Origin of the sequence: Undibacterium sp. WLX3042 (assembly GCF_049544825.1) — a bacterium.
GTDB lineage: Bacteria > Pseudomonadota > Gammaproteobacteria > Burkholderiales > Burkholderiaceae_D > Undibacterium.
Genome location: NZ_CP186698.1, coordinates 2973309 through 2993466, shown reverse-complemented (window position 1 = coordinate 2993466; position 20158 = coordinate 2973309). Strand labels below are relative to the sequence as shown.

The following is a 20158-nucleotide window of genomic DNA, read 5'->3' as shown; positions in this document are numbered from 1 at the left end:
CGATAATAATATTTCATTAAGTGCGATTAACTTCTATTAAATTGTCGGGGTTCAAATCTTTCGTTGAACCCACTCATTTTCAGGTGCCAGGTCAGTTGGTCGGCGTCGTCGGGCCGAATGGCTGCGGCAAGTCCAACATCATTGACGCGGTGCGCTGGGTGCTGGGTGAATCAAAAGCATCAGAGTTGCGTGGCGAATCCATGCAGGACGTCATTTTTAACGGTTCCACGCACAGAAAACCTGCCGGCCGGGCCTCAGTCGAACTGGTGTTTGATAATAGTCTGGGCAAAGCGGCGGGGCAATGGAGTCAGTACGGCGAGATTGCTGTCAAGCGCACGCTGACCCGCGACGGCACTTCCACTTATTACATCAACGGCCAGCCGGTACGCCGTCGTGACATTCAGGATATTTTCCTCGGCACTGGTCTGGGGCCGCGTGCTTATGCGATCATCGGTCAGGGTATGATTTCGCGGATTATCGAAGCGCGCCCGGAAGAATTACGCATTTTCCTCGAAGAGGCTGCCGGTGTCTCACGTTATAAAGAGCGACGCCGTGAAACTGAAAACCGTATTCACGACACCCATGAAAATCTGGTGCGCGTCGAAGATATTCTGCGCGAGCTGAACAACAATCTGGAAAAACTCGAAGCGCAGGCGGTCGTCGCTAATAAATTCCATGAGTTGCAATCGGATCAGGAAGAAAAACAGAAATTATTATGGTTGTTGCGTAAAAACGAAGCTGCTAATGAACAGAAAAAATATTTTGCTGAAATAGAAAAAACACAGCTCGACCTCGAGGAGCAGACTGCTAAGCTGCGTCACGTAGAACTTGAACTTGAGCAAATGCGTCAGGCTCATTATGCAGTCGGCGACCACATGCATCAGGCACAGGGACATCTGTATCAGACGAACGCGGAAATCGGCAGCCTGGAAGCGCAAATCAAGTTTGTGATCGAATCACGTAGCCGTCTGCAGTCTCAGCTTCATTCGCTGACAGCCCAGCGCGACCAGTGGCAACGTCAGAGTCATCAGTTGCAAGATGAGCTTTCCGAAGCTGAAATTCAGGTTGAAGAACTGGCGATGCGTGCCGAGCAAGCCGCAGAAGTTGTGCAGTCCCAGCAAGACACCTTACCGGCCATGGAGCAGTTGTGGCGCGAGTCGCAACTGAAAACGACCGAATCCCGCGCCCGGATTATGCAGATGCAGCAGCAGATTGAACTGGAATCCGCGCATCAGCGTAATGCTTCCAATATTCTGAATACGCTGGCATCGCGTAAAGAGCGGTTGCTTCAAGAAAAACAGGGCCTGGCGATGCCGGATTCCAGTCATCTGGATAATTTGTCTTTCCAGCTGGAAGAAAAAAAACAAATGCTGGAAGAGTTGAGTCTGCAACTCGAAGAAACACAGGAACGTTTGCCTGTGCTCGAAGAAGAGCGCAAACAGGCGCAGCAACAGGTGAATCAGGATGCCGCTGAATTAGCTCAGCTCGAAGCCCGTCTGCTGGCACTGAAACAATTACAGGAAAAAGTCCAGACGCAAGGGAAAGTGCAGCCATGGCTGGAAAAGCACGAGCTCGAGAGCTTACCTAAACTCTGGCAGAAACTACATATTGTAGCAGGCTGGGAAACGGCGCTGGAATCTGTCTTGCGTGAGCGTACTTCCTCGCTGGAGATGTCCAATCTTGATTGGGCAAAAGCGTTTTTTAATGATGCACCGCCGGCAAAGCTTGCCGTATATAGCCCGCAAATTCTGACCGATCAGCCTGTCGCTGTCCCCGGATTAAAGCCTTTCATCAGCCTGTTACAGCTTAACGATGCGGGTGTGCGCAGTCTGATGCACGATTGGCTGCATCAGGTTTATGTTGCAGAAGACGTTGCCGCCGCTTTTATCGATCGTGTGAAGTTGCCGCCGGGCGCAGTCTTCATCACACGGCAGGGGCACGTTATTTCCCGTTCCAGCGTGCGTTTTTACGCGACGGATTCCGAGCAGGATGGTGTGCTTGGACGTCAGCAGGAAATCGAGAATATCAGTAAGCAATGCCGTGCAAAACAACTGCTGGCAGATGAGGCTAAAGCGCGCTCGGTACGTGCTGAGACCATGTATAGCCAGGCGACACAGCAGTTGCAGGAACTGCGCCAGCGCGTCGGAACGCTGACTCAAACGACGCATACTCTGCAGATTGAATACATGAAACTGGCGGAAGTGCAGGAGCGCTTTAATCAGCGGAGTACGCAGATCAGCACGGATCTGGCTGAAATTGCCGCGCAAGAGAGCGAGCAGCAACAGGCCAGAGCTGAATCCGAGCAAAAGTTCGAAATGCTCGATATGGAGCTGGCTGAATTGCAGGAGTCGCATGAACAAGAACAAACGGCGTATCTGGAAAAAGAACAGCAACTGAATCAGGCGCGTCAGCAGTTGCGTGATCTGGAGCTAGCGGCACAGGAAGCCGCTTTCGCTGAAAAGTCTCATCGCAGCAAAATGGAAGAGCTGCGCCGTAATATTGCGACCGCGCTGGAGCAGTCTGCACAATTATTCGCCAGCATGCAGCAAGGCCAGCTGGAGCTGGAGTCGATGGATGACCAGACCGCACAGGCGGGCTTGCAGGATTTGCTGGATCGTCGCAGTGATCAGGAACGTGCGCTGGCCGATGCGCGACATGAACTGGATCAGCTGACGCAGCAATTGCGGCAATATGAAGATAATAAAGCGCAGACTGAACGAGGTTTGCAGCCGCAGCGCGACCGCATCGTTGAGTTGCAACTGAAAGAGCAGGCAGCGCGCCTCTCACAAGAACAATACGAAGAGCAACTGCGTAATTTTGAGGTTGACGAGGTCGCATTGTCAGAGAAACTGCATCCGGATCTGAAACCGTCCTATCTGCAAGGTGAAGTGACGCGTTTGAACAATGCGATTGCTGCGCTGGGTGCGGTGAATATGGCGGCACTGGACGAACTGGCGCAGGCGAAGGAGCGCAAAACTTTCCTTGACGCTCAGCACGCCGATCTGACCGAAGCAATCACCACATTGCAAGATGCCATCCAGAAGATTGATATGGAAACGCGCGAACTGCTGCAGGATACTTTCGACAAAGTCAATCATCACTTTGCCGAATTGTTCCCGGTGTTGTTCGGTGGCGGACAGGCCAAATTGATCATGACCGGCGATGAAATTCTGGATTCAGGCGTACAGGTGATGGCGCAGCCTCCGGGCAAAAAGAATGCGACGATACATCTGCTGTCCGGCGGTGAAAAAGCCTTGACAGCGACCGCGCTGGTATTTTCTATGTTTCAGCTCAATCCAGCGCCATTCTGTTTGCTTGATGAAGTGGATGCGCCTTTGGATGACTCAAATACCGAGCGTTTCTGTAATATGGTGAAACGCATGTCGTCAAATACCCAGTTTTTATTTATCTCCCACAATAAGATTGCAATGGAAATGGCACAGCAACTGATCGGTGTCACCATGCAGGAACAGGGGGTTTCCCGAATTGTGGCGGTGGATATGGAATCTGCCGTCAATTTTGCTACTGAGGCTCAAGCAGCATGACAGATCTACAATTAAGTTTATTAGCTATCAGCGGTACTTTAGTCGTTGGTGTGGTCGCTTTTAATAAATGGCAGGAGTACAAAGCCAAGAAAACGGTCGAAAATGCTTTTGATGACGGACAGGATGATGTTTTGCTCAATCCTGATCTGGCGTCAGATGTGACGCAAAGACATGAGCCTGTTCTGGTCGATGAAAATACGTCCGCATCAAGCCCTGCCGAGCCGGTGCTGCCAGACAGCACTGAGACTGAATCCGGCGCAGAAGCACAAGAAACAACAACGGTCGTTCCGGCAGAAAAAGACTTACCCGTTGATGAGCTGATTGATTGCGTAATTCCGTTGGAATTTGATACGCCCGTTCGCGGCGAAAAAATCCTTACAGAGATTGCTGATCTGAAATTTGTCGGTAAGAAGCCGGTGCATTTCATCGGTCAGACCCCTGGTGGTGAACGCGATGTGATTGCGATTGGCGGTGCCTATACCAGCTTGTTCGCCGGCATACAGATGGTCAGTCGCAGCGGCGCACTGAATGAACTTGAATATTCTGAGTTCGTCATGAAATTGCGTGCGATTGCAGATAATCTGAATGCCCATCCTGATATTCCTGATATGAACACGGTGATTTTACATGCACGTGAGCTGCATCAGTTTGTCGCTGAACATGATGCGCAATTGAGCGTGAACGTCGTCGCGAATGGTGCGGCGTGGGCGCTCAATACACTGATCGCCGCATTGGAAAAAATGGGATTCGATCAGCGCCCGGATGGTCGTCTGATGATGCCGGACGGCGACGGTGGCAGTCTGTTCACGTTATCGACCAATGTCAGCGTCAGCGAAACCATGACATCCCGCCTGACCTTGTTGCTGGATGTGCCTTGTGTCGCACCTTCGCGCGACGGTTTCGGTGCGATGGCAGCCTGCGCCCGTTCTCTGGCGACGCGCCTTGGCGGTACGGTTGTTGACGATGGTAATCAGCCTATTTCCAAAGCAGCGTTAGATGAAATCGCCGGCCAGGTCAGCGAATTTTATGCCGCGATGGCAGAAGCACAGATTCCGGCTGGCTCTGTCCGTGCTCAGCGTTTATTCAGCTAATCTGGCAGTCTTGTTTCATGCAAAACGATTTATTCGGTCAGCCAGCTGACCCGGTGTCAGTGGTTGCTGAACGCGCTGCCTACTTGCGCCGTGAAATTGAGCGTCACAGTCATGCCTATTATGTGCAGGACCAGCCGCTTATTCCGGACAGCGAATACGACAAGTTATTCGCTGAATTGCAAAAAATCGAAACAGATTTCCCCGACCTGAAAAGTGCCGATTCGCCAACCTCTCGCGTCGGTGGCCAGGCCTTGCCGGAATTCGGACAAGTGCAGCATGCAGTTCCTATGCTGTCTTTGAACAATGGATTTGAAGATGAAGACGTGCATGCGTTTGATAAGCGGGTGCGCGAAGGACTGGCAGTCAATGCAGCGATTGAGTATGCGATTGATCTGAAGTTCGATGGCCTTGCCATCAATCTCCGTTATGTCAATGGCATGTTGACACAGGCGGCAACGCGCGGCGATGGCTTTACCGGCGAAGATGTGACGGAAAATATCCGCACCATACGCAGCATACCGCTACGCCTGAATACGCCACATCCGCCAGCGTTGCTGGATGTGCGTGGCGAAGTGCTGATGTTCAAGCGCGACTTTGAAAAACTGAATCAGCGCCAGCGTGATGCCGACGCCAAAGAATTCGCTAATCCCCGTAATGCGGCGGCTGGTAGTTTGCGTCAGCTCGATTCCAAAATCACGGCACAGCGCCATTTACGTTTTTTTGCCTATGGCATCGGTGCATTGGAGGGGGCTGCGTTGCCGGCGTCACATCGCGCGCTGCTGGCGTGGTACCGTGAACTGGGTATTCCTGTCTGTGAAGAAAATGCGCTGGTCAGTGGCGCGGCTGGCTTGCTCGATTTTTATCGCACGATACAACAGAAGCGTCCCGCGCTGGCCTATGAGATTGATGGCGTCGTTTATAAAGTGAACGACTTCGCGCAGCAGGCAGAACTGGGTTTTGTATCACGCGCACCGCGCTTCGCGCTTGCACACAAATTTCCCGCCGAAGAGGCAATGACCGTGGTGCAGGGAATTGATATTCAGGTCGGCCGCACCGGTGCCCTGACGCCAGTAGCAAGACTGGCGCCGGTATTCGTTGGTGGTGTCACCATCACCAACGCGACGTTGCACAATGAAGATGAGGTCAGGCGTAAGGACGTCCGCATTGGTGATACCGTGATTGTGCGCCGTGCCGGAGACGTGATTCCTGAAGTGGTTGCCGTGGTGCTGGAGCGGCGCCCGGAACCTGCACCTGCTGCTTTTGATATGACAAAAGTCTGCCCTGTCTGCGGTTCTCACGTAGTCAGAGAAGAAGGGGAAGCGATCGCGCGTTGCTCAGGTGGTTTATTTTGTTCTGCGCAAAGAAAAGAGGCCATACGCCACTTTGCAGGTCGCAGGATGATGGATATTGAAGGTCTGGGTGAACGTTACATCGAGAACCTGGTTGAACTTGACTACGTGCATGGCATTGCCGATTTGTACAAGCTGACGCTGGATAACCTGCTGGAAATGAAGCAGCGGGCGGACGAGCGCGATGGCATCACGCCTGAAACGGTGCAGCAGGGGAAAATCGCGACTAAATGGGCGGAAAACCTGCTGACAGCGATTACCGCCAGCAAACAGCCAGCGTTGGATCGTCTGTTATTTGCTCTCGGTATCCGGCATGTCGGAGAATCGACAGCGAAAACCCTGGCCGACTGGCTTGGCCAGCTTGCATTGATACGCCATGCACCTGCTGCCATCTTCCGGGCGTTGCCGGATATTGGCGCGACGGTTGCTGAAGCGATTGCTGATTTTTTTGCCGAACCCAAAAATCAGCAGGCGCTGGATGCGCTTCTCAAGGCAGATGTTGTCCCCAAAGATGAGCATGCGCCCAGCGCGAAGTTGCGAGATCGCCTTGAATTTTCAGTGCTGCTGACAGCGCTGGATATTCCCAAGCTGACGGCGACCCGCTGTAAGCAATTACAGGATCGCGGTATGTCGATGGCGAGTCTGGCCGAATTGGGCGAGGGCGGCTTTACCGATCTGGGTTTGCCAGCTGACGTGCATGCGGCACTGATGCAATGGCTGGCAGTTCCTGCAAACCGGCAGCGTTTGCGGGAACTGGAAAAAATCGCGCAGGAATTACTACAGCAGTTGCCGCAGACAGCAGAGGATGAAGGCATCTTTGAGGGAAAAACATTTGTTCTCACCGGAACGCTGCCGACCTTAACGCGCGATCAGGCGAGCGCCATGATTGAAGCGGCAGGCGGCAAGGTAGCGGGATCCGTTTCAAAAAAGACCAGCTATGTTGTGGCTGGCGAGGACGCCGGCAGTAAATTAGTAAAGGCAAGAGAATTAGGCATAGCAGTTTTGACAGAAGCAGATTTACTTCAATTATGTTCCAGGAGCTGAAATGAGAAAAATTAAAAAAGCCGTTTTCCCTGTTGCCGGTTTGGGCAGCCGTTTTTTGCCGGCGACCAAGGCGCAACCAAAGGAAATGCTGCCTATCGTTGATAAGCCGTTGATTCAGTATGCGGTCGAAGAAGCAGTGGAAGCAGGGATTACAGAAATGGTGTTTATCACCGGACGGAACAAACGTGCGATTGAAGACCATTTTGATAAAGCCTACGAGCTCGAAAGCGAGCTGGAGGCCGCTGGCAAAGAGGCTCTGCTTGATCTCGTACGCAATGTGATTCCGAAAAGCGTCAATTGTATTTATATCCGTCAACCTGCAGCACTTGGACTTGGTCACGCGGTGCTGTGCGCCCGTCCGGTGATCGGCGATGATCCTTTTGCCGTTTTGCTGGCCGACGATCTGATGGATGCCGATGAGGGCCAGCCATCGGTCATGGCGCAGATGACGAAACAATACGAGGCTGAGGGCGGCAGTATCATTGCTGTACAGGATGTGCCGCGTGAGTTCACCCGTCAGTACGGTATCGTCAGCGGTACTCCGTACAAAGACAGACTGGAACGCATGCAGGGAATTGTTGAAAAACCGATGCCGGATGTCGCACCTTCCACGCTGGCAGTGGTCGGACGTTATATTCTGTCCGGTCGTATTTTCTCTTACCTCGAAAATCTGGGTAAGGGATCTGGCGGTGAAATTCAACTGACTGATGGCATCGCAGCGATGCTCAAAGATTTTCCTGTTTATGCATTCCGTCCGGCAGCGACCCGGTATGACTGCGGCTCTAAACTCGGTTATCTGAAAGCCAGTGTGGCACTTGGTTTGAAACACAAAGAAACCAGCGCAGAATTTAGCGAATTCTTAAAATCGATCAAGTAATCAGCCACATAATTGCAGCGTGACCAGGTCATTACGATCTGGTCTTTTTTTTGTGTCTTTTTTAAACTGATGTATCTTGGCTGTCGCGATAGCTATCAATCTGAAGTAAGGAAAAAACATGATCCATCCGATTTTGAAAATGGGCGATCCGCGTTTGTTGCGCGTCGCAGAGCCAGTCACACAATTTGATACGCCCGAACTGCACAAGTTGATCAGTGAGATGTTTGAGACCATGGTTGCAGCGAATGGCGCAGGTCTGGCGGCACCACAAATCGGCGTGAATCTGCAATTGGTTATTTTTGGCTTTAAATCGAATCCGCGCTATCCCGATGCACCCGTTGTACCGGAAACAGTATTGCTCAATCCCGTGCTGACACCACTCAGTGACGAAACCGACGAGGCCTGGGAAGGGTGTTTATCGGTACCCGGAATGCGCGGGCTGGTACCGCGCTGGTCGTCTTTGCGATATGAAGGTGTCGATCAGTTTGGTCATCCTATCCGTCGTGACGTCGATGGTTTTCATGCGCGTGTCGTGCAGCATGAATGCGATCATCTGAACGGCATTTTGTATCCGATGCGGATCCGCGATATGACGCAATTCGGTTTTACCGAAGTCTTATTTCCAGAACTGGACCCGGCAGACGACGATTAATCCTGCATCAGGCTTGGCAGGGCTCAAATATACTCCCCCGGAGTATTATTTACAGCCCTTATTATTTAAGGACATGAGGTGTAAAAAGACAAAAACAGGGGGGAGTATCTTATTCAGCGATATCAGATAGTGCTTTTTAGCGATCAAAATTGTTCGTCTTCACGCAGATAGCGCCATTGTCCTTCAGGTAAATTACCCAGTCTGACTTTACCGATCCGCACCCGTTTTAATCCAAGAACGCGCAAGCCCACCATATCGCACATGCGGCGAATCTGGCGTTTTTTCCCTTCACGCAAAATGAAATGCAACTGATCTTCATTTTGCCAACTGACTTTGGCAGGCAGCAATTTCTTACCGTCGAGTGTCAGACCATGATTCAGACGACGCAAATCTGCGTCAGGTAATCTGCCCGGCTTTGTATAAGCCACCCGTACCAGATATTCTTTTTCGACGACTGTATTTTCACCAATCAGTTGTTTAGCAATCCTGCCATCCTGCGTCAGCACCAATAAGCCAACGGAATCAATATCGAGGCGGCCGGCAGGTACCAGGCTGCGTAACTGGGTAGGATGAAATGCCGTATTGACCTTACATTCTGACCAGCGGTTTTCCGGCTTAATCAGTGCAATCGCCGGTGTATAACCATCTTCAGCCTGACCGCTGACATAACCAACCGGTTTGTTAATCAGCACAGTGACGCGCTTGGATTGTTCTGCCGCAGCTTGCCGTTCAACCGTGACTTTTTGATGGGGTAATACTTTGCTGCCGAGTTCAGAGATAACTTTACCATCAACGCGCACCCAGCCGCGGGCGATCCATTCATCCGCTTCACGGCGGGAGCACAGTCCGAGTTCGGACATGCGTTTTGAGAGTCTTACTAATTCTGTCATGGTGAAATATCAGGCTGTGAATCCGGATAATACAAGTCCGGAAAAAAAGTGGCGAGTTTACACCCTTAACGCTTCCAGCAGGTCAGTTTCAAACTGAATCTGGGTGCGTGCACCTTGCAATGCTGCGCCATCAACGATAAACACGTCTTCAACCCGCTCACCCAAAGTCATGATTTTTGCGGTGTGCAGATTGATTTTATATTTCGTCAGTACCTCTGCAATCGAATACAGCAGACCGTTTTTATCATTCGCAGAAATCGACAATAAATAATACTGGCCTTTTTCATCCGGCCGTAAATCCACCGTTGGCACAATAGGGAAATTACGCGACATGCGCGACAGCCGGCCGCGATTCGGCGGCGATAATGGCGTTTGCTGTGCCAGTGATTCGCTCAGTTCGTGTTCGATCAGGTTAATGATGTCGCGGTACTGGTGTGCAAAACTGGGTTCGCTGACCATGAAGGTGTCAAGCGCGTAGCCGTTTTTACAAGTGTGAATTTTCGCGTCCAGAATATCGAAGTTTTTAATGTCAAAATAATTGCAGATCCGCGCAAACAAGTCCGGTTGATCTTTGACATAGACGGTGACCTGAAGCCCTTCGCCTATCGTCGATAAACGGCATTTCACGACGGGCGTGCTGCTGTCAATTCTGTCGTATAACACCCGGGTCTGCCAGGCAATGTCAGACGCATCGTGACGCAGAAAGTAACCGACATCAAGTTGTTGCCAGAGCTTTTCATGCGCATCGGGCGGAATGCCGACCAGGCGCAGCGCTTTCAGTGCATCGTTCTGGCGATTTTTTAATACGCTGTCTTTCGACGGTGCTTCGCCACCAAGCACGCGCAAAGTCATGCGATACAGATCTTCCAGCAGCTTGCCTTTCCAAGCATTCCATACTTTCGGGCTGGTGCCGCGGATATCGGATACCGTCAGCAAATACAAGGCGGTCAGATGACGTTCGTCTTTGACTAAATTGGCGAAATTCAGTACCACGTCCGGATCGGATAAATCCTGCTTTTGCGCGACCTGTGACATGGTCAGATGGTTCTGCACCAGGAAAATCACCAGTTCCGTATTCGCGCGATTGAGCCCGTGATCATAGCAAAACTTTTTCGCATCGGCCATTCCAAGTACAGAATGGTCACCGCCGCGACCTTTGGCAATGTCATGGAACAGCGCCGCAATATACAGCACCCAGGGTTCATCGAAATTGGCAATCAGCTGACTACAGAATGGATATTCATGGGCGTGCTCAGGCATCGTGTAGCGGCGCAGATTGCGCACGACCATCAGAATATGCTGATCGACGGTGTAGGCATGAAACAGATCGTGTTGCATCTGCCCGATAATCCGCCGGAAATTAGGCAGATAACGGCCGAGTATGCTCATCTGATTCATGCGCCGTAATGCATGGGTGATACCCTGTGGCGCCTGCAATATCTGTAAAAACAGTGATCGGTTGAAAATGTTGTGCCTGAATTCGGCATCAATCAGCAAGCGGGCATGCCATAACGCACGCGTTGTTCTCGCTGTCATACCTTTCAGTTCGCTATGACGCGCCATGACGAGGAAAATTTCCAGCAGGGCAGAAGGGTTGCTCTGAAACGTGTCATCGGAGGCGATATCGATGAAGCCATTGACCTCATTAAAGCGTTCATTAATCGGGCGTGGTACCGATGGCTGTGGAAACAGAACGGCCTCTATATTTTGCAGCAGTATCAGATTCAGCTGAGTAACCGCTTTGGCAGCCCAGTAATAGCGCTGCATCAGATACTCGCTGGCACGTCGCGAGTCTGTCGTTTTGAATCCGAAAGATTCTGCAATCGGTGTCTGTATATCAAAGATGAGCCGGTCTTCGCGCCGTCCGGAAATGATGTGCAGGCGAGCACGTATGTCTTTGAAGGCGCGCTCATTGCGCTTGAGCTGATGTGCCTCGGTATTCGTGATCAGACCGCGGTTAGCGAGTTCGCGCCAGGAGTTGCCAAGATTGGCTGCCCGGGCGACCCAGAGTATGACCTGCAGGTCGCGCAGACCGCCCGGACTTTCCTTACAATTCGGCTCCAGACTGTAGGGCGTATCTTCGTATTTGACATGCCGCTGCCGGAGTTCCAGCAACTTCTCCTGAAAGAATTTCTGCGGATTCATCGCTTCTGCATAGCGCTGCTGCAGATTCCGGAACAGGCTGCGGCTGCCACAAACCAGACGCGCCTCAAGCAGGCTGGTCTGTACGGTAATATCTGCAGCAGATTCCTGCAGGCATTCATCAATAGTACGTATGCTGTGTCCAATATCAAGACCGATATCCCAGAACAGCTGCACCAGACACTCAAGTTTGCTTTGAGTTTCCGGTGTCGGTGCTTTGTCGAGCAGGATCAGAACATCAACATCGGAATGGGGGAAAAGTTCACCGCGGCCATAGCCGCCGACTGCGACCAGCGAACATTCTTTGGGAACCTCGAAATGCTTCCAGATCTTTTCCAGCACATGATCCACGCTGCGGCATAATCCTTTCAGCAGCAGTTCAGCTTTGTGATTGTCATTAAACGTCTGGATTGCTGACGCTTGTGCAGCTCTGATCTCTTCTTTGAATGCAAGTGCTGGTGAAAGCATTGTTCCGGTTCGCTTTGTAAGTTTATACGAGTTGAATGTAGTCAGGGATAGGTGGATAGCCAGCTGACAGGGTCAGAATTTCGTAACCGGTTTCCGTGACGAGTACCGTGTGTTCCCATTGTGCAGATAAGCTGCGGTCTTTGGTGCGTATGGTCCAGCCGTCGCCCATAGCGCGAATCTCGCGCCGACCGGCATTAATCATGGGTTCTACCGTGAAAATCATGCCTGCCTCCAGTCTTTCCATGGTGCCGGGCTTACCGTAATGCATCACCTGAGGCGCTTCGTGGAAAACTTTGCCGATACCATGTCCGCAAAACTCGCGGACCACACTGTAACCAGCATTCTCAGCATGTTGCTGAATCACATGTCCGATATCACCCAGATAAGCGCCTGGCTTGATTTTTGAGATGCCCAGCCACATGCATTCGTAGGTAATCTGACTCAGGCGTTTGCTTAAAATGGATGGTTCACCGAGTAAAAACATGCGGCTGGTATCTCCGTGATAACCGTCTTTTATTACCGTGATATCCAGGTTAACGGAGTCGCCGTTTTTCAGCACCTTATCACCGGGAATACCGTGACAGATCACGTCATTGACCGAAGTGCAGATGGCTTTCGGGTAAGGGGTGTAACCAGGGGGGCAGTAGTTCAGCGGAGCCGGAATCGTGCCCTGCACATTCACCATATACTCATGGCAAAGACGGTCAAGCTCGCCGGTTGTGACTCCAACCTGAACAAACGGCGTGATGTAGTCAAGAACTTCAGACGCGAGTCTGCCTGCAATGCGCATACCGGCGATATCTTCCGCGGTTTTAATTGAAATGGATTCCATATTGTTTGTAGTAGGGCAGCGATCGCCGATGGGACTGTCACGCGTCGCTGCGTGGGAAAGTGCGATAAAAAAAGTGCTATCAGCAGAGTAGTCGCCAATTATAGACGTGAAAAGCCTGTCTGTCGCAGTGAAGTCAACTTCATACTTGAGAAGAATCGCAATTTCATAGTAGAATAGATGGTTAGCTTGTAAATGAATGCAAATTTCTTATAGGTTAATTCATATTCTTATCAATCGAATCCGGTCGAAAAGGGTGTCTTTCTGCTCCGGCGGCGAGATCACTGGCTGGATTCAAGACCTAACCCTGGAGTTTATTATGTCCGTAACAATGCGTGAAATGCTGGAAGCTGGCGTGCACTTTGGTCACCAAACCCGTTTCTGGAATCCAAAAATGGCACCGTACATTTTCGGTCACCGCAACAAGATTCATATCGTTAACCTGGAAAAAACACTGGCTTTGTACCAGGAAGCGATGAAGCATATCCGTCAATTGGCTGCAAACCGCGGCACAATTCTGCTGGTTGGTACAAAACGCCAGTCTCGCGAAATCATCGCTGCAGAAGCGCAACGTGCAGGTATGCCTTACGTTGATCAACGTTGGTTGGGCGGTATGCTGACTAACTTCAAAACAGTCAAAACATCCATCAAGCGCCTGAAAGAAATGGAAGCAGCGATTGAAGATGGTTCTGTTGAGAAGCTGTCTAAAAAAGAAGCGCTGATGTTTGAGCGTGAAATGGTTAAACTGCAAAAATCGATTGGCGGTATCAAGGATATGGCTGGTATTCCTGATGCAATTTTCGTGGTTGACGTTGGTTACCACAAAGGCGCGATCACTGAAGCAGCTAAACTGGGCATCCCTGTTATCGGTGTGGTCGATACTAACCACTCTCCTGAAGGTGTTGCTTACATCATTCCTGGTAATGATGACTCCTCCAAGGCAATTGCTTTGTATGCACGCGGTGTCGCTGATGCAATCCTGGAAGGCCGTGCAAACGCGGTAAATGAAGTTCTGGAAGCAGTAAAACCAGGTTCTGACGAGTTTGTAGAAGTAGAACAAGCGTAATTTTTGTTCGGATAGAGAGTTCCGGGTTGATGTATGCCTGGAACGCGAAAAATGGGGCAACAGTCGTTCGCCCCTTTTTTTAAACAAAATTTGATGATCAGTGCTGATTAGCACTAATGATTTAGGAGAAATACATGGCAGCGATTACAGCAGCGATGGTTGGTGCTTTGCGTGCAAAGACAGATGCACCAATGATGGAATGCAAAAAAGCTTTGACAGAGGCTGATGGCGATATGGATCGTGCAGAAGAGATTCTGCGTGTAAAACTGGGTAGTAAAGCATCCAAAGCATCTTCCCGTGTGACTGCAGAAGGCGTGGTAGCGTCCTATATTTCCGGTAATGTCGGCGCCTTGATTGAAGTTAACTGCGAAACAGACTTCGTGACAAAAAATGACGACTTTATTGCACTGGCGAACGCTTGCGCTAAGTTGATCGCTGAGCACAACCCAGCTGACGTGGCTGCTTTAGGCGCGTTACCACTCGATGGTAAGACAGTAGAAGAAGTCCGGGCAGCACTGGTTGGTAAAATCGGTGAAAACATGTCCATCCGTCGTTTTGCACGTTTTGACACTCCAGCTAAACTGACTTCTTACCTGCACGGCACACGTATCGGTGTTGTTGTTGAATTCGAAGGCGCAGACGAGCAAGTGGGTAAAGACGTCGCAATGCATATCGCTGCGATGAAACCAGTTGCTTTGTCGACAGAACAAGTACCTGCGGAATTGATCGAAAAAGAACGCTCAGTTGCATCTCAGAAAGCAGCGGAATCCGGCAAGCCAGCGGATATCGTTGAGAAAATGGTAGAAGGTTCTGTACAGAAGTTCCTGAAAGAAGTTTCTCTGTTTAATCAGCCTTTCGTTAAAAACGACAAACAAACTGTGGAGCAAATGCTCAAATCAGTTGGCGCGAATGTAAAAGCGTTCACGATGTTTGTTGTTGGTGAAGGCATCGAGAAAAAAGTCGATGATTTCGCGGCAGAAGTGGCAGCTCAGGTGGCTGCGGCAAAACAAGCGTAATCAGGCGTAATAAAAAAACGGGCCGAAAGGCCCGTTTTTTTAAGCTCAGAAAAATAACTCGAGCATTATTTGGCTTGGATGTCACATCAACCGTGAGCAAACCAAATAATCGCTTATGCAAATTCAATTTCTCAACTTTCCAGAAGGAGTCCTATCATGACTAAACCTGCTTACAAGCGCGTGCTCTTGAAGCTCTCTGGCGAAGCCCTTATGGGCGATGATTCATTTGGCATTAACCGTGTCACAATTGAACGTATGGTGGCGGATGTCGCTGAAATATCCCGCTTAGGCGTCGAGCTTGCTATTGTCATTGGTGGCGGCAATATATTCCGTGGTGTGGCACCAGGCGCGCAGGGCATGGATCGTGCCACCGCCGATTACATGGGGATGCTCGCAACCGTGATGAATGCCTTGGCGTTAGCAGATGCAATGCGCCAGGCAGGCGTAACCTCCCGCGTCATGTCAGCAATTGCGATTGATCAGGTGGTAGAGCCTTATGTCCGCCCTAAAGCATTGCAATATCTGGAAGAAGGTAAGGTAATTGTGTTCGCAGCAGGTACCGGTAATCCATTCTTTACCACTGATACTGCTGCCGCCTTACGCGGATCCGAAATCGGTGCAGAAATCGTCTTAAAGGCGACGAAGGTTGATGGTGTCTATACCGCAGACCCGAAAAAAGATCCGACTGCAACACGTTTTTCCACAATCTCATTTGATGAGGCAATCTCACGCCATTTGCAAGTGATGGATGCAACGGCATTTGCACTTTGCCGCGATCAGAAATTACCGATCAAAGTATTCTCCATCGTTAAACCGGGCGCTTTGAAGAATGTCATTATGGGTGAAGACGAAGGCACACTTGTCCACGTATAATGCAGCGTTTTTGATTGACTGGTTTTACTTTGATAAGAGTCTTTATTTTTAAAGACTGAGAATTGATGCACAGGAGGGCAGTATGAGCGTAGCAGAAGTTAAAAAAAATAGTGAGCAGAGAATGCAGAAGTCGATCGAGACTTTGAAGGCGGATTTGGCGAAAGTCCGTACCGGCCGTGCACATACAGGCATTCTGGACCATGTGATGGTTGATTACTATGGTGCTCCGACGAATATCACGCAGGTTGCGAACGTGACACTGATTGATGCGCGCACAATCGGTGTGCAGCCCTGGGAAAAGAAAATGCTGAGCACGATAGAGAAAGCGATTCGTGATTCTGATCTCGGCCTGAATCCTTCAAGTCAGGGTGACATGATTCGCGTACCAACACCGCCTTTGACAGAAGAACGTCGTAAAGAGATGGTTAAACTGGTGAAAGCCGAAGGTGAAGGTGCGAAAATTGCGATTCGTAATATCCGCCGTGATGCCAATGAATCATTGAAAAAAATGCTCAAGGAAAAAGAGTGCTCAGAAGATGATGAGCGTCGCGCACAAGACGATATTCAAAAGCTGACGGATAAATTTGTCGCCGAAGTGGATAAGTTGCTGGCTGAAAAAGAAAAAGAAGTACTGACGGTTTAATCGGTCAATTTATTCTCTTATTTTCTATTTTTTTGGCTCAGATTTTGAACAAAAGGTAAGCAGAACTACTTCTGACTCCTGTCTTTATGAAGATAGGAGTCAGCGGTAGTTTTTTTTATGCGTATCTGAGGATGCGATTGTTGGCACACTCAGTTTTCTGAGTGACATATAGCAAGTGCCATTGCGGGTAGGTGCGGCGAAACCGTTTATACTCCTTCCGCAGATCTAATGCGTGATTTATTGCACAGTCTTTTGTCAGTCAGTGCAGTACAACCTAATCAGACAGAGAGTCATTGATGTTAAAAACCCGCGTCATTACCGCGTTGATTTTGCTGGCCATTCTGTTGCCGGTTTTATATTCAGGAAATTTCCTCGCTTTTTCAGCAATCGTCGTCGCTTTTTTTGCTGCTGCGATCTGGGAATGTCAGCGTTTATTTAAAAAACCGCTCCCTTTGGTCATGGCTGCAGGATGGTCGGCCTTCTTTGCGTATCTGTTGTTTCATCTTGAAAGTTTTTCTACGCCGTTACTGTTTGCTTTGTGCGTCGCCTTCTGGTTGTTGCGTCTGGTGCCGCTGCTGGCAAAGGGGCTGCCGCCGGAGTTTGGCTTCTCCAACGGTATACTGAGTACCTTATATGGCATCGTCGTTTTCGGATGTTTCATCGCGATTGCCGTGCTATTTAAAATGTCGCCTTTGTATCTGCTCTCGGTGATGGCGATAGTCTGGGTTGCGGACATTGGTGCTTATTTTTCAGGGAAAGCATTTGGTAAGCATAAGCTGGCACCGTCCGTCTCACCCGGGAAATCGTGGGAAGGGGCTATCGGTGGCGGTGTAGCGGTGCTGCTACTGGCAGCTGGATCGGTCTATGTTCCTGCACTGCAAGAGACATTCGCGGTGCAGATTTTTCTGCGTAAAGGCTGGTTGGTTTTTGCCGGCGTAATGTGTTTGCTGTGTGCTGCAAGTGTCGTCGGGGATTTGTTTGAATCGATGCTGAAGCGGCGTGTAGGCATGAAGGACAGCAGCAATCTTTTACCTGGCCATGGCGGTGTGCTTGACAGAATTGATGCGCTGATCCCCGTGTTGCCTCTGGCGGTACTTCTGGATTTATGGCGTTAATAGTATGAACTTACAGCGTATTTGTATTTTAGGATCGACCGGATCTATCGGTGTCTCTACTCTGGATGTGGTTGCGCGGCATCCGGATCGTTATCAGGTATATGCCCTGACGGCGCATACACAGGTGGAGAAACTCGCGGCCCAATGTGTTCAATTTCAACCGCAAGTGGTTGTTGTCGGTTCGGCTCAAACCGCAGATGTATTGCGACAATTGCTGATCGAAAAAAATTTAGGTCACATACAAATCCAATACGGTCCTGAAGCTTTGTGTGAAGTCGCTTCCGCTCCCGAGTGCGATAGTGTGATGGCTGCCATCGTCGGTGCTGCCGGCTTACCGGCGTCGTTGGCGGCTGCACGTGCAGGCAAGAAAGTTTTGCTGGCAAATAAAGAAGCACTGGTCATGTCCGGTAATCTGTTTATGGACGCGATCAAAAAAAGCGGAGCAGCTTTGTTGCCGATTGATAGTGAACATAATGCGATATTTCAGTGTTTACCGCGCCATTATGATGGTCAGGCAGAACAGCATGGCGTCAGTAAAATTCTGCTGACGGCATCCGGCGGTCCATTTCTTCATCGTGATATTGCCACGCTGGCAGATGTCACACCGGAACAGGCGATTGCGCATCCGAACTGGGTAATGGGGCGAAAAATCTCCATCGATTCAGCCACCATGATGAATAAAGGACTGGAAGTCATCGAAGCCCACTGGCTGTTTTCTGCGCCGGCAGAAACGATAGAAGTCGTGATTCATCCGCAGAGTGTTATTCACTCTATGGTTTCCTATAATGATGGTTCGGTGCTGGCGCAAATGGGAAATCCTGATATGCGTACGCCGATTGCCTATGGACTGGCATTTCCCGAGCGCATCGCGTCTGGCGTTGCGCCATTAGATCTGGTGAAAGTCGCGACGCTCAATTTTGAAGCTCCGGATTTCGACCGTTTTCCTTGCTTATCACTCGCGTATCAGGCGCTCAAAACGGGCGGCTCGGCACCAACAATACTGAATGCAAGTAATGAAATTGCCGTCCAGGCATTTTTAGACGGAAAAATCGGGTTTCGCATGATAGATCAGCTTATTGCGGAGTGTATGGATAAAATTGCTGTCACTCCTGTCCATGACCTTGAGGGCATTCTTGCTGTTGATGCACAAGCCCGCGCTGTTGCTAATGTGCTTGTAACTCAATGAAATTGATTCAGACTATTCTCGCATTCGTCGTCACACTTGGCACTCTTGTGACGATACATGAGCTCGGGCACTACATCGCCGCGCGTTTGTGCGGTGTAAAAGTATTGCGTTTTTCTGTGGGCATGGGGCGCGTGATTTTTTCACGCAAGCTGGGCAAAGATCAGACCGAGTGGGCGATATCACTGCTTCCTTTGGGCGGTTATGTGAAGATGCTGGACTCCCGCGAGCAGGACGTATCGGACATTCCTGCGGAAGACTTGTCAAGGGAATTTTGCCGTCAGTCGGTTTGGAAACGTATCGTGATTGTTGCTGCGGGCCCGGTAGCGAATTTTTTGCTGGCCATCGCTCTTTATGCAGCCTTATTTGTCTATGGAATACCTGAGCCGGTCGCCAAAATCCGCGTTCCTTCCTCCACATCAGTAGCTTATCAAGCTGGCTTACGTCACGGCGACCTGATCTCCGCTATTAATGGCAAAGCGATACAAAGCTGGAGTGAAGTGCACTGGGAACTGATGCAACGCGCACTGGAAAAAAATAACGCGGAAATTTCTGTTATGCGGGTCGCCAGTGATCGACTGGATCAGCCAATACAGCGTGTCATCGAGTTACCGCTGAAGTCGCTCGAAAGTAAGGATCTGGAGGGTGATTTTATGTCACAACTCGGATTTTCCCTGGCTCGTCCGTCGGCAATATTGGGAGATATTCTGCCGGGTGGTCCTGCAAGTCTCGCCGGGCTTAAAAAAGGTGATCAGGTCCTGAGTGTCAACCATGAGCCTGTGCTTGATGGTCTGGCGTTCACAGAGAAAGTGAATGCTTCCGCAGGACAGAGCCTGACGTTGCGTGTTCAGCGTAACGGCCATGAGTTTGAAGTGATCACGACGCCAGTTGCAGAGGAAGTTAACGGAACAAAAATCGGGCGTTTAAAAATCCAGATGATGCTCGCGCCGGAGATGATGGTTGTGCAGACCGGACTGATTGCATCCTTAGGAAAGAGCGTGCAAAAAACCTGGGATACCAGTATCGTCAGTATCAAAATGTTGTGGAAAATGGTGGTCGGTGAGGTTTCACTGAAAAATATTACGGGGCCGCTGACGATTGCCGATTATGCCGGCCAGACTTCCAGGGTCGGGCTAGTCAGTTTTCTCAGCTTTATGGCGTTGATCAGTATCAGCCTCGGCGTCATGAATTTGCTGCCTATTCCTGTGTTGGATGGCGGCCATTTGTTGTATTATTCGCTGGAAGTTTTGACGGGTAAGCCAGTGTCTGAACGCATTACTGAAATTGCGCAACGTGCCGGAGTCGCTTTGCTGATGGCAATCATGGCAGTCGCATTTTTTAATGATATAGCCCGACTAATGTCATAATAGTCAGC

The 20158-nt window shown here is 50.2% G+C and carries 15 protein-coding genes; 12 read left to right on the top strand and 3 right to left on the bottom strand.

Annotated elements, in window-relative coordinates:
- The first annotated feature begins 20 nt into the window (after positions 1-20).
- The 5 genes from smc (at position 21) to def (ending at position 8558) form a co-directional block, all read left to right on the top strand.
- Complete coding sequence (gene smc / locus ACPAOP_RS13485) at positions 21-3545, top strand: chromosome segregation protein SMC (RefSeq protein WP_423708362.1); 3525 nt, start codon at positions 21-23, stop codon at positions 3543-3545.
- Positions 3542-4636 (top strand): cell division protein ZipA C-terminal FtsZ-binding domain-containing protein, encoded by a 1095-nt coding sequence (locus ACPAOP_RS13480; RefSeq protein ID WP_423708361.1) that lies wholly within the window; start codon positions 3542-3544, stop codon positions 4634-4636. Before smc ends, ACPAOP_RS13480 begins: the two co-directional genes overlap by 4 nt.
- A gap of 17 nt (positions 4637-4653) precedes the next feature.
- Positions 4654-7029, top strand: coding sequence for an NAD-dependent DNA ligase LigA (ligA, locus tag ACPAOP_RS13475; protein WP_423708360.1), 2376 nt, complete (start codon positions 4654-4656; stop codon positions 7027-7029).
- Position 7030: 1 nt separating this feature from the next.
- Positions 7031-7906 carry a UTP--glucose-1-phosphate uridylyltransferase GalU gene (gene galU, locus ACPAOP_RS13470; protein WP_423680008.1) on the top strand — a complete coding sequence of 292 codons (876 nt, stop codon included), beginning with the start codon at positions 7031-7033 and terminating at the stop codon, positions 7904-7906.
- A gap of 118 nt (positions 7907-8024) precedes the next feature.
- Entirely contained in the window at positions 8025-8558 is a 534-nt protein-coding gene (gene def, locus ACPAOP_RS13465; RefSeq protein ID WP_423680007.1) for a peptide deformylase, read from the top strand.
- A gap of 143 nt (positions 8559-8701) precedes the next feature.
- On the opposite strand, the gene ACPAOP_RS13460 is transcribed toward def, so the two are convergent.
- Genes ACPAOP_RS13460 through map form a run of 3 tightly spaced genes read right to left on the bottom strand, consistent with a single transcriptional unit; the run spans position 8702 to position 12890 of the window.
- On the bottom strand, positions 8702-9448 hold the full coding sequence (locus tag ACPAOP_RS13460) for a pseudouridine synthase (RefSeq protein WP_423680006.1): 747 nt from the start codon (positions 9446-9448) through the stop codon (positions 8702-8704).
- A gap of 57 nt (positions 9449-9505) precedes the next feature.
- On the bottom strand, positions 9506-12058 hold the full coding sequence (locus ACPAOP_RS13455) for a [protein-PII] uridylyltransferase (RefSeq protein ID WP_423708359.1): 2553 nt from the start codon (positions 12056-12058) through the stop codon (positions 9506-9508).
- Between the two features lie 22 nt (positions 12059-12080).
- Positions 12081-12890, bottom strand: a complete 810-nt coding sequence (gene map / locus ACPAOP_RS13450; RefSeq protein ID WP_423680003.1) for a type I methionyl aminopeptidase — start codon at positions 12888-12890, stop codon at positions 12081-12083.
- Positions 12891-13206: 316 nt separating this feature from the next.
- Between map and rpsB the strand changes: the two genes are divergently transcribed.
- The 7 genes from rpsB to rseP all read left to right on the top strand — a co-directional run bounded on the left by rpsB (position 13207) and on the right by rseP (position 20150).
- Positions 13207-13953: a 30S ribosomal protein S2 gene (rpsB, locus tag ACPAOP_RS13445; RefSeq protein WP_423680002.1), complete on the top strand. Its 747-nt coding sequence runs from the start codon at positions 13207-13209 to the stop codon at positions 13951-13953.
- A gap of 134 nt (positions 13954-14087) precedes the next feature.
- Positions 14088-14969 (top strand): translation elongation factor Ts, encoded by an 882-nt coding sequence (gene tsf, locus ACPAOP_RS13440; protein ID WP_423680001.1) that lies wholly within the window; start codon positions 14088-14090, stop codon positions 14967-14969.
- 156 nt (positions 14970-15125) lie between these two features.
- The gene (pyrH, locus tag ACPAOP_RS13435) at positions 15126-15842 is read left to right on the top strand and encodes a UMP kinase (protein ID WP_423680000.1); all 717 of its coding nucleotides are present in this window, start codon (positions 15126-15128) and stop codon (positions 15840-15842) included.
- A gap of 82 nt (positions 15843-15924) precedes the next feature.
- Positions 15925-16485 (top strand): ribosome recycling factor, encoded by a 561-nt coding sequence (gene frr / locus ACPAOP_RS13430; RefSeq protein WP_423679999.1) that lies wholly within the window; start codon positions 15925-15927, stop codon positions 16483-16485.
- A gap of 296 nt (positions 16486-16781) precedes the next feature.
- Positions 16782-17600 carry a phosphatidate cytidylyltransferase gene (locus tag ACPAOP_RS13425; protein ID WP_423708358.1) on the top strand — a complete coding sequence of 273 codons (819 nt, stop codon included), beginning with the start codon at positions 16782-16784 and terminating at the stop codon, positions 17598-17600.
- 4 nt (positions 17601-17604) lie between these two features.
- A complete protein-coding gene (gene ispC / locus ACPAOP_RS13420; protein WP_423708357.1) occupies positions 17605-18786 on the top strand; it encodes a 1-deoxy-D-xylulose-5-phosphate reductoisomerase in 1182 nt (393 codons plus the stop codon).
- The gene (gene rseP, locus ACPAOP_RS13415; RefSeq protein WP_423708356.1) at positions 18783-20150 is read left to right on the top strand and encodes an RIP metalloprotease RseP; all 1368 of its coding nucleotides are present in this window, start codon (positions 18783-18785) and stop codon (positions 20148-20150) included. The genes ispC and rseP overlap by 4 nt, the downstream gene beginning before the upstream one ends.
- Positions 20151-20158: the final 8 nt, after the last annotated feature.

Bases quoted from the DNA above. Each gene is read 5' to 3' on its own strand.
- ACPAOP_RS13480 (WP_423708361.1), top strand. From the start codon at position 3,542: ATGACAGATCTACAATTAAGTTTATTAGCTATCAGCGGTACTTTAGTC.
- ligA (WP_423708360.1), top strand. From the start codon at position 4,654: ATGCAAAACGATTTATTCGGTCAGCCAGCTGACCCGGTGTCAGTGGTT.
- galU (WP_423680008.1), top strand. From the start codon at position 7,031: ATGAGAAAAATTAAAAAAGCCGTTTTCCCTGTTGCCGGTTTGGGCAGC.
- def (WP_423680007.1), top strand. From the start codon at position 8,025: ATGATCCATCCGATTTTGAAAATGGGCGATCCGCGTTTGTTGCGCGTC.
- ACPAOP_RS13460 (WP_423680006.1), bottom strand. From the start codon at position 9,448: ATGACAGAATTAGTAAGACTCTCAAAACGCATGTCCGAACTCGGACTG.
- ACPAOP_RS13455 (WP_423708359.1), bottom strand. From the start codon at position 12,058: ATGCTTTCACCAGCACTTGCATTCAAAGAAGAGATCAGAGCTGCACAA.
- map (WP_423680003.1), bottom strand. From the start codon at position 12,890: ATGGAATCCATTTCAATTAAAACCGCGGAAGATATCGCCGGTATGCGC.
- rpsB (WP_423680002.1), top strand. From the start codon at position 13,207: ATGTCCGTAACAATGCGTGAAATGCTGGAAGCTGGCGTGCACTTTGGT.
- tsf (WP_423680001.1), top strand. From the start codon at position 14,088: ATGGCAGCGATTACAGCAGCGATGGTTGGTGCTTTGCGTGCAAAGACA.
- pyrH (WP_423680000.1), top strand. From the start codon at position 15,126: ATGACTAAACCTGCTTACAAGCGCGTGCTCTTGAAGCTCTCTGGCGAA.
- frr (WP_423679999.1), top strand. From the start codon at position 15,925: ATGAGCGTAGCAGAAGTTAAAAAAAATAGTGAGCAGAGAATGCAGAAG.
- ACPAOP_RS13425 (WP_423708358.1), top strand. From the start codon at position 16,782: ATGTTAAAAACCCGCGTCATTACCGCGTTGATTTTGCTGGCCATTCTG.
- ispC (WP_423708357.1), top strand. From the start codon at position 17,605: ATGAACTTACAGCGTATTTGTATTTTAGGATCGACCGGATCTATCGGT.
- rseP (WP_423708356.1), top strand. From the start codon at position 18,783: ATGAAATTGATTCAGACTATTCTCGCATTCGTCGTCACACTTGGCACT.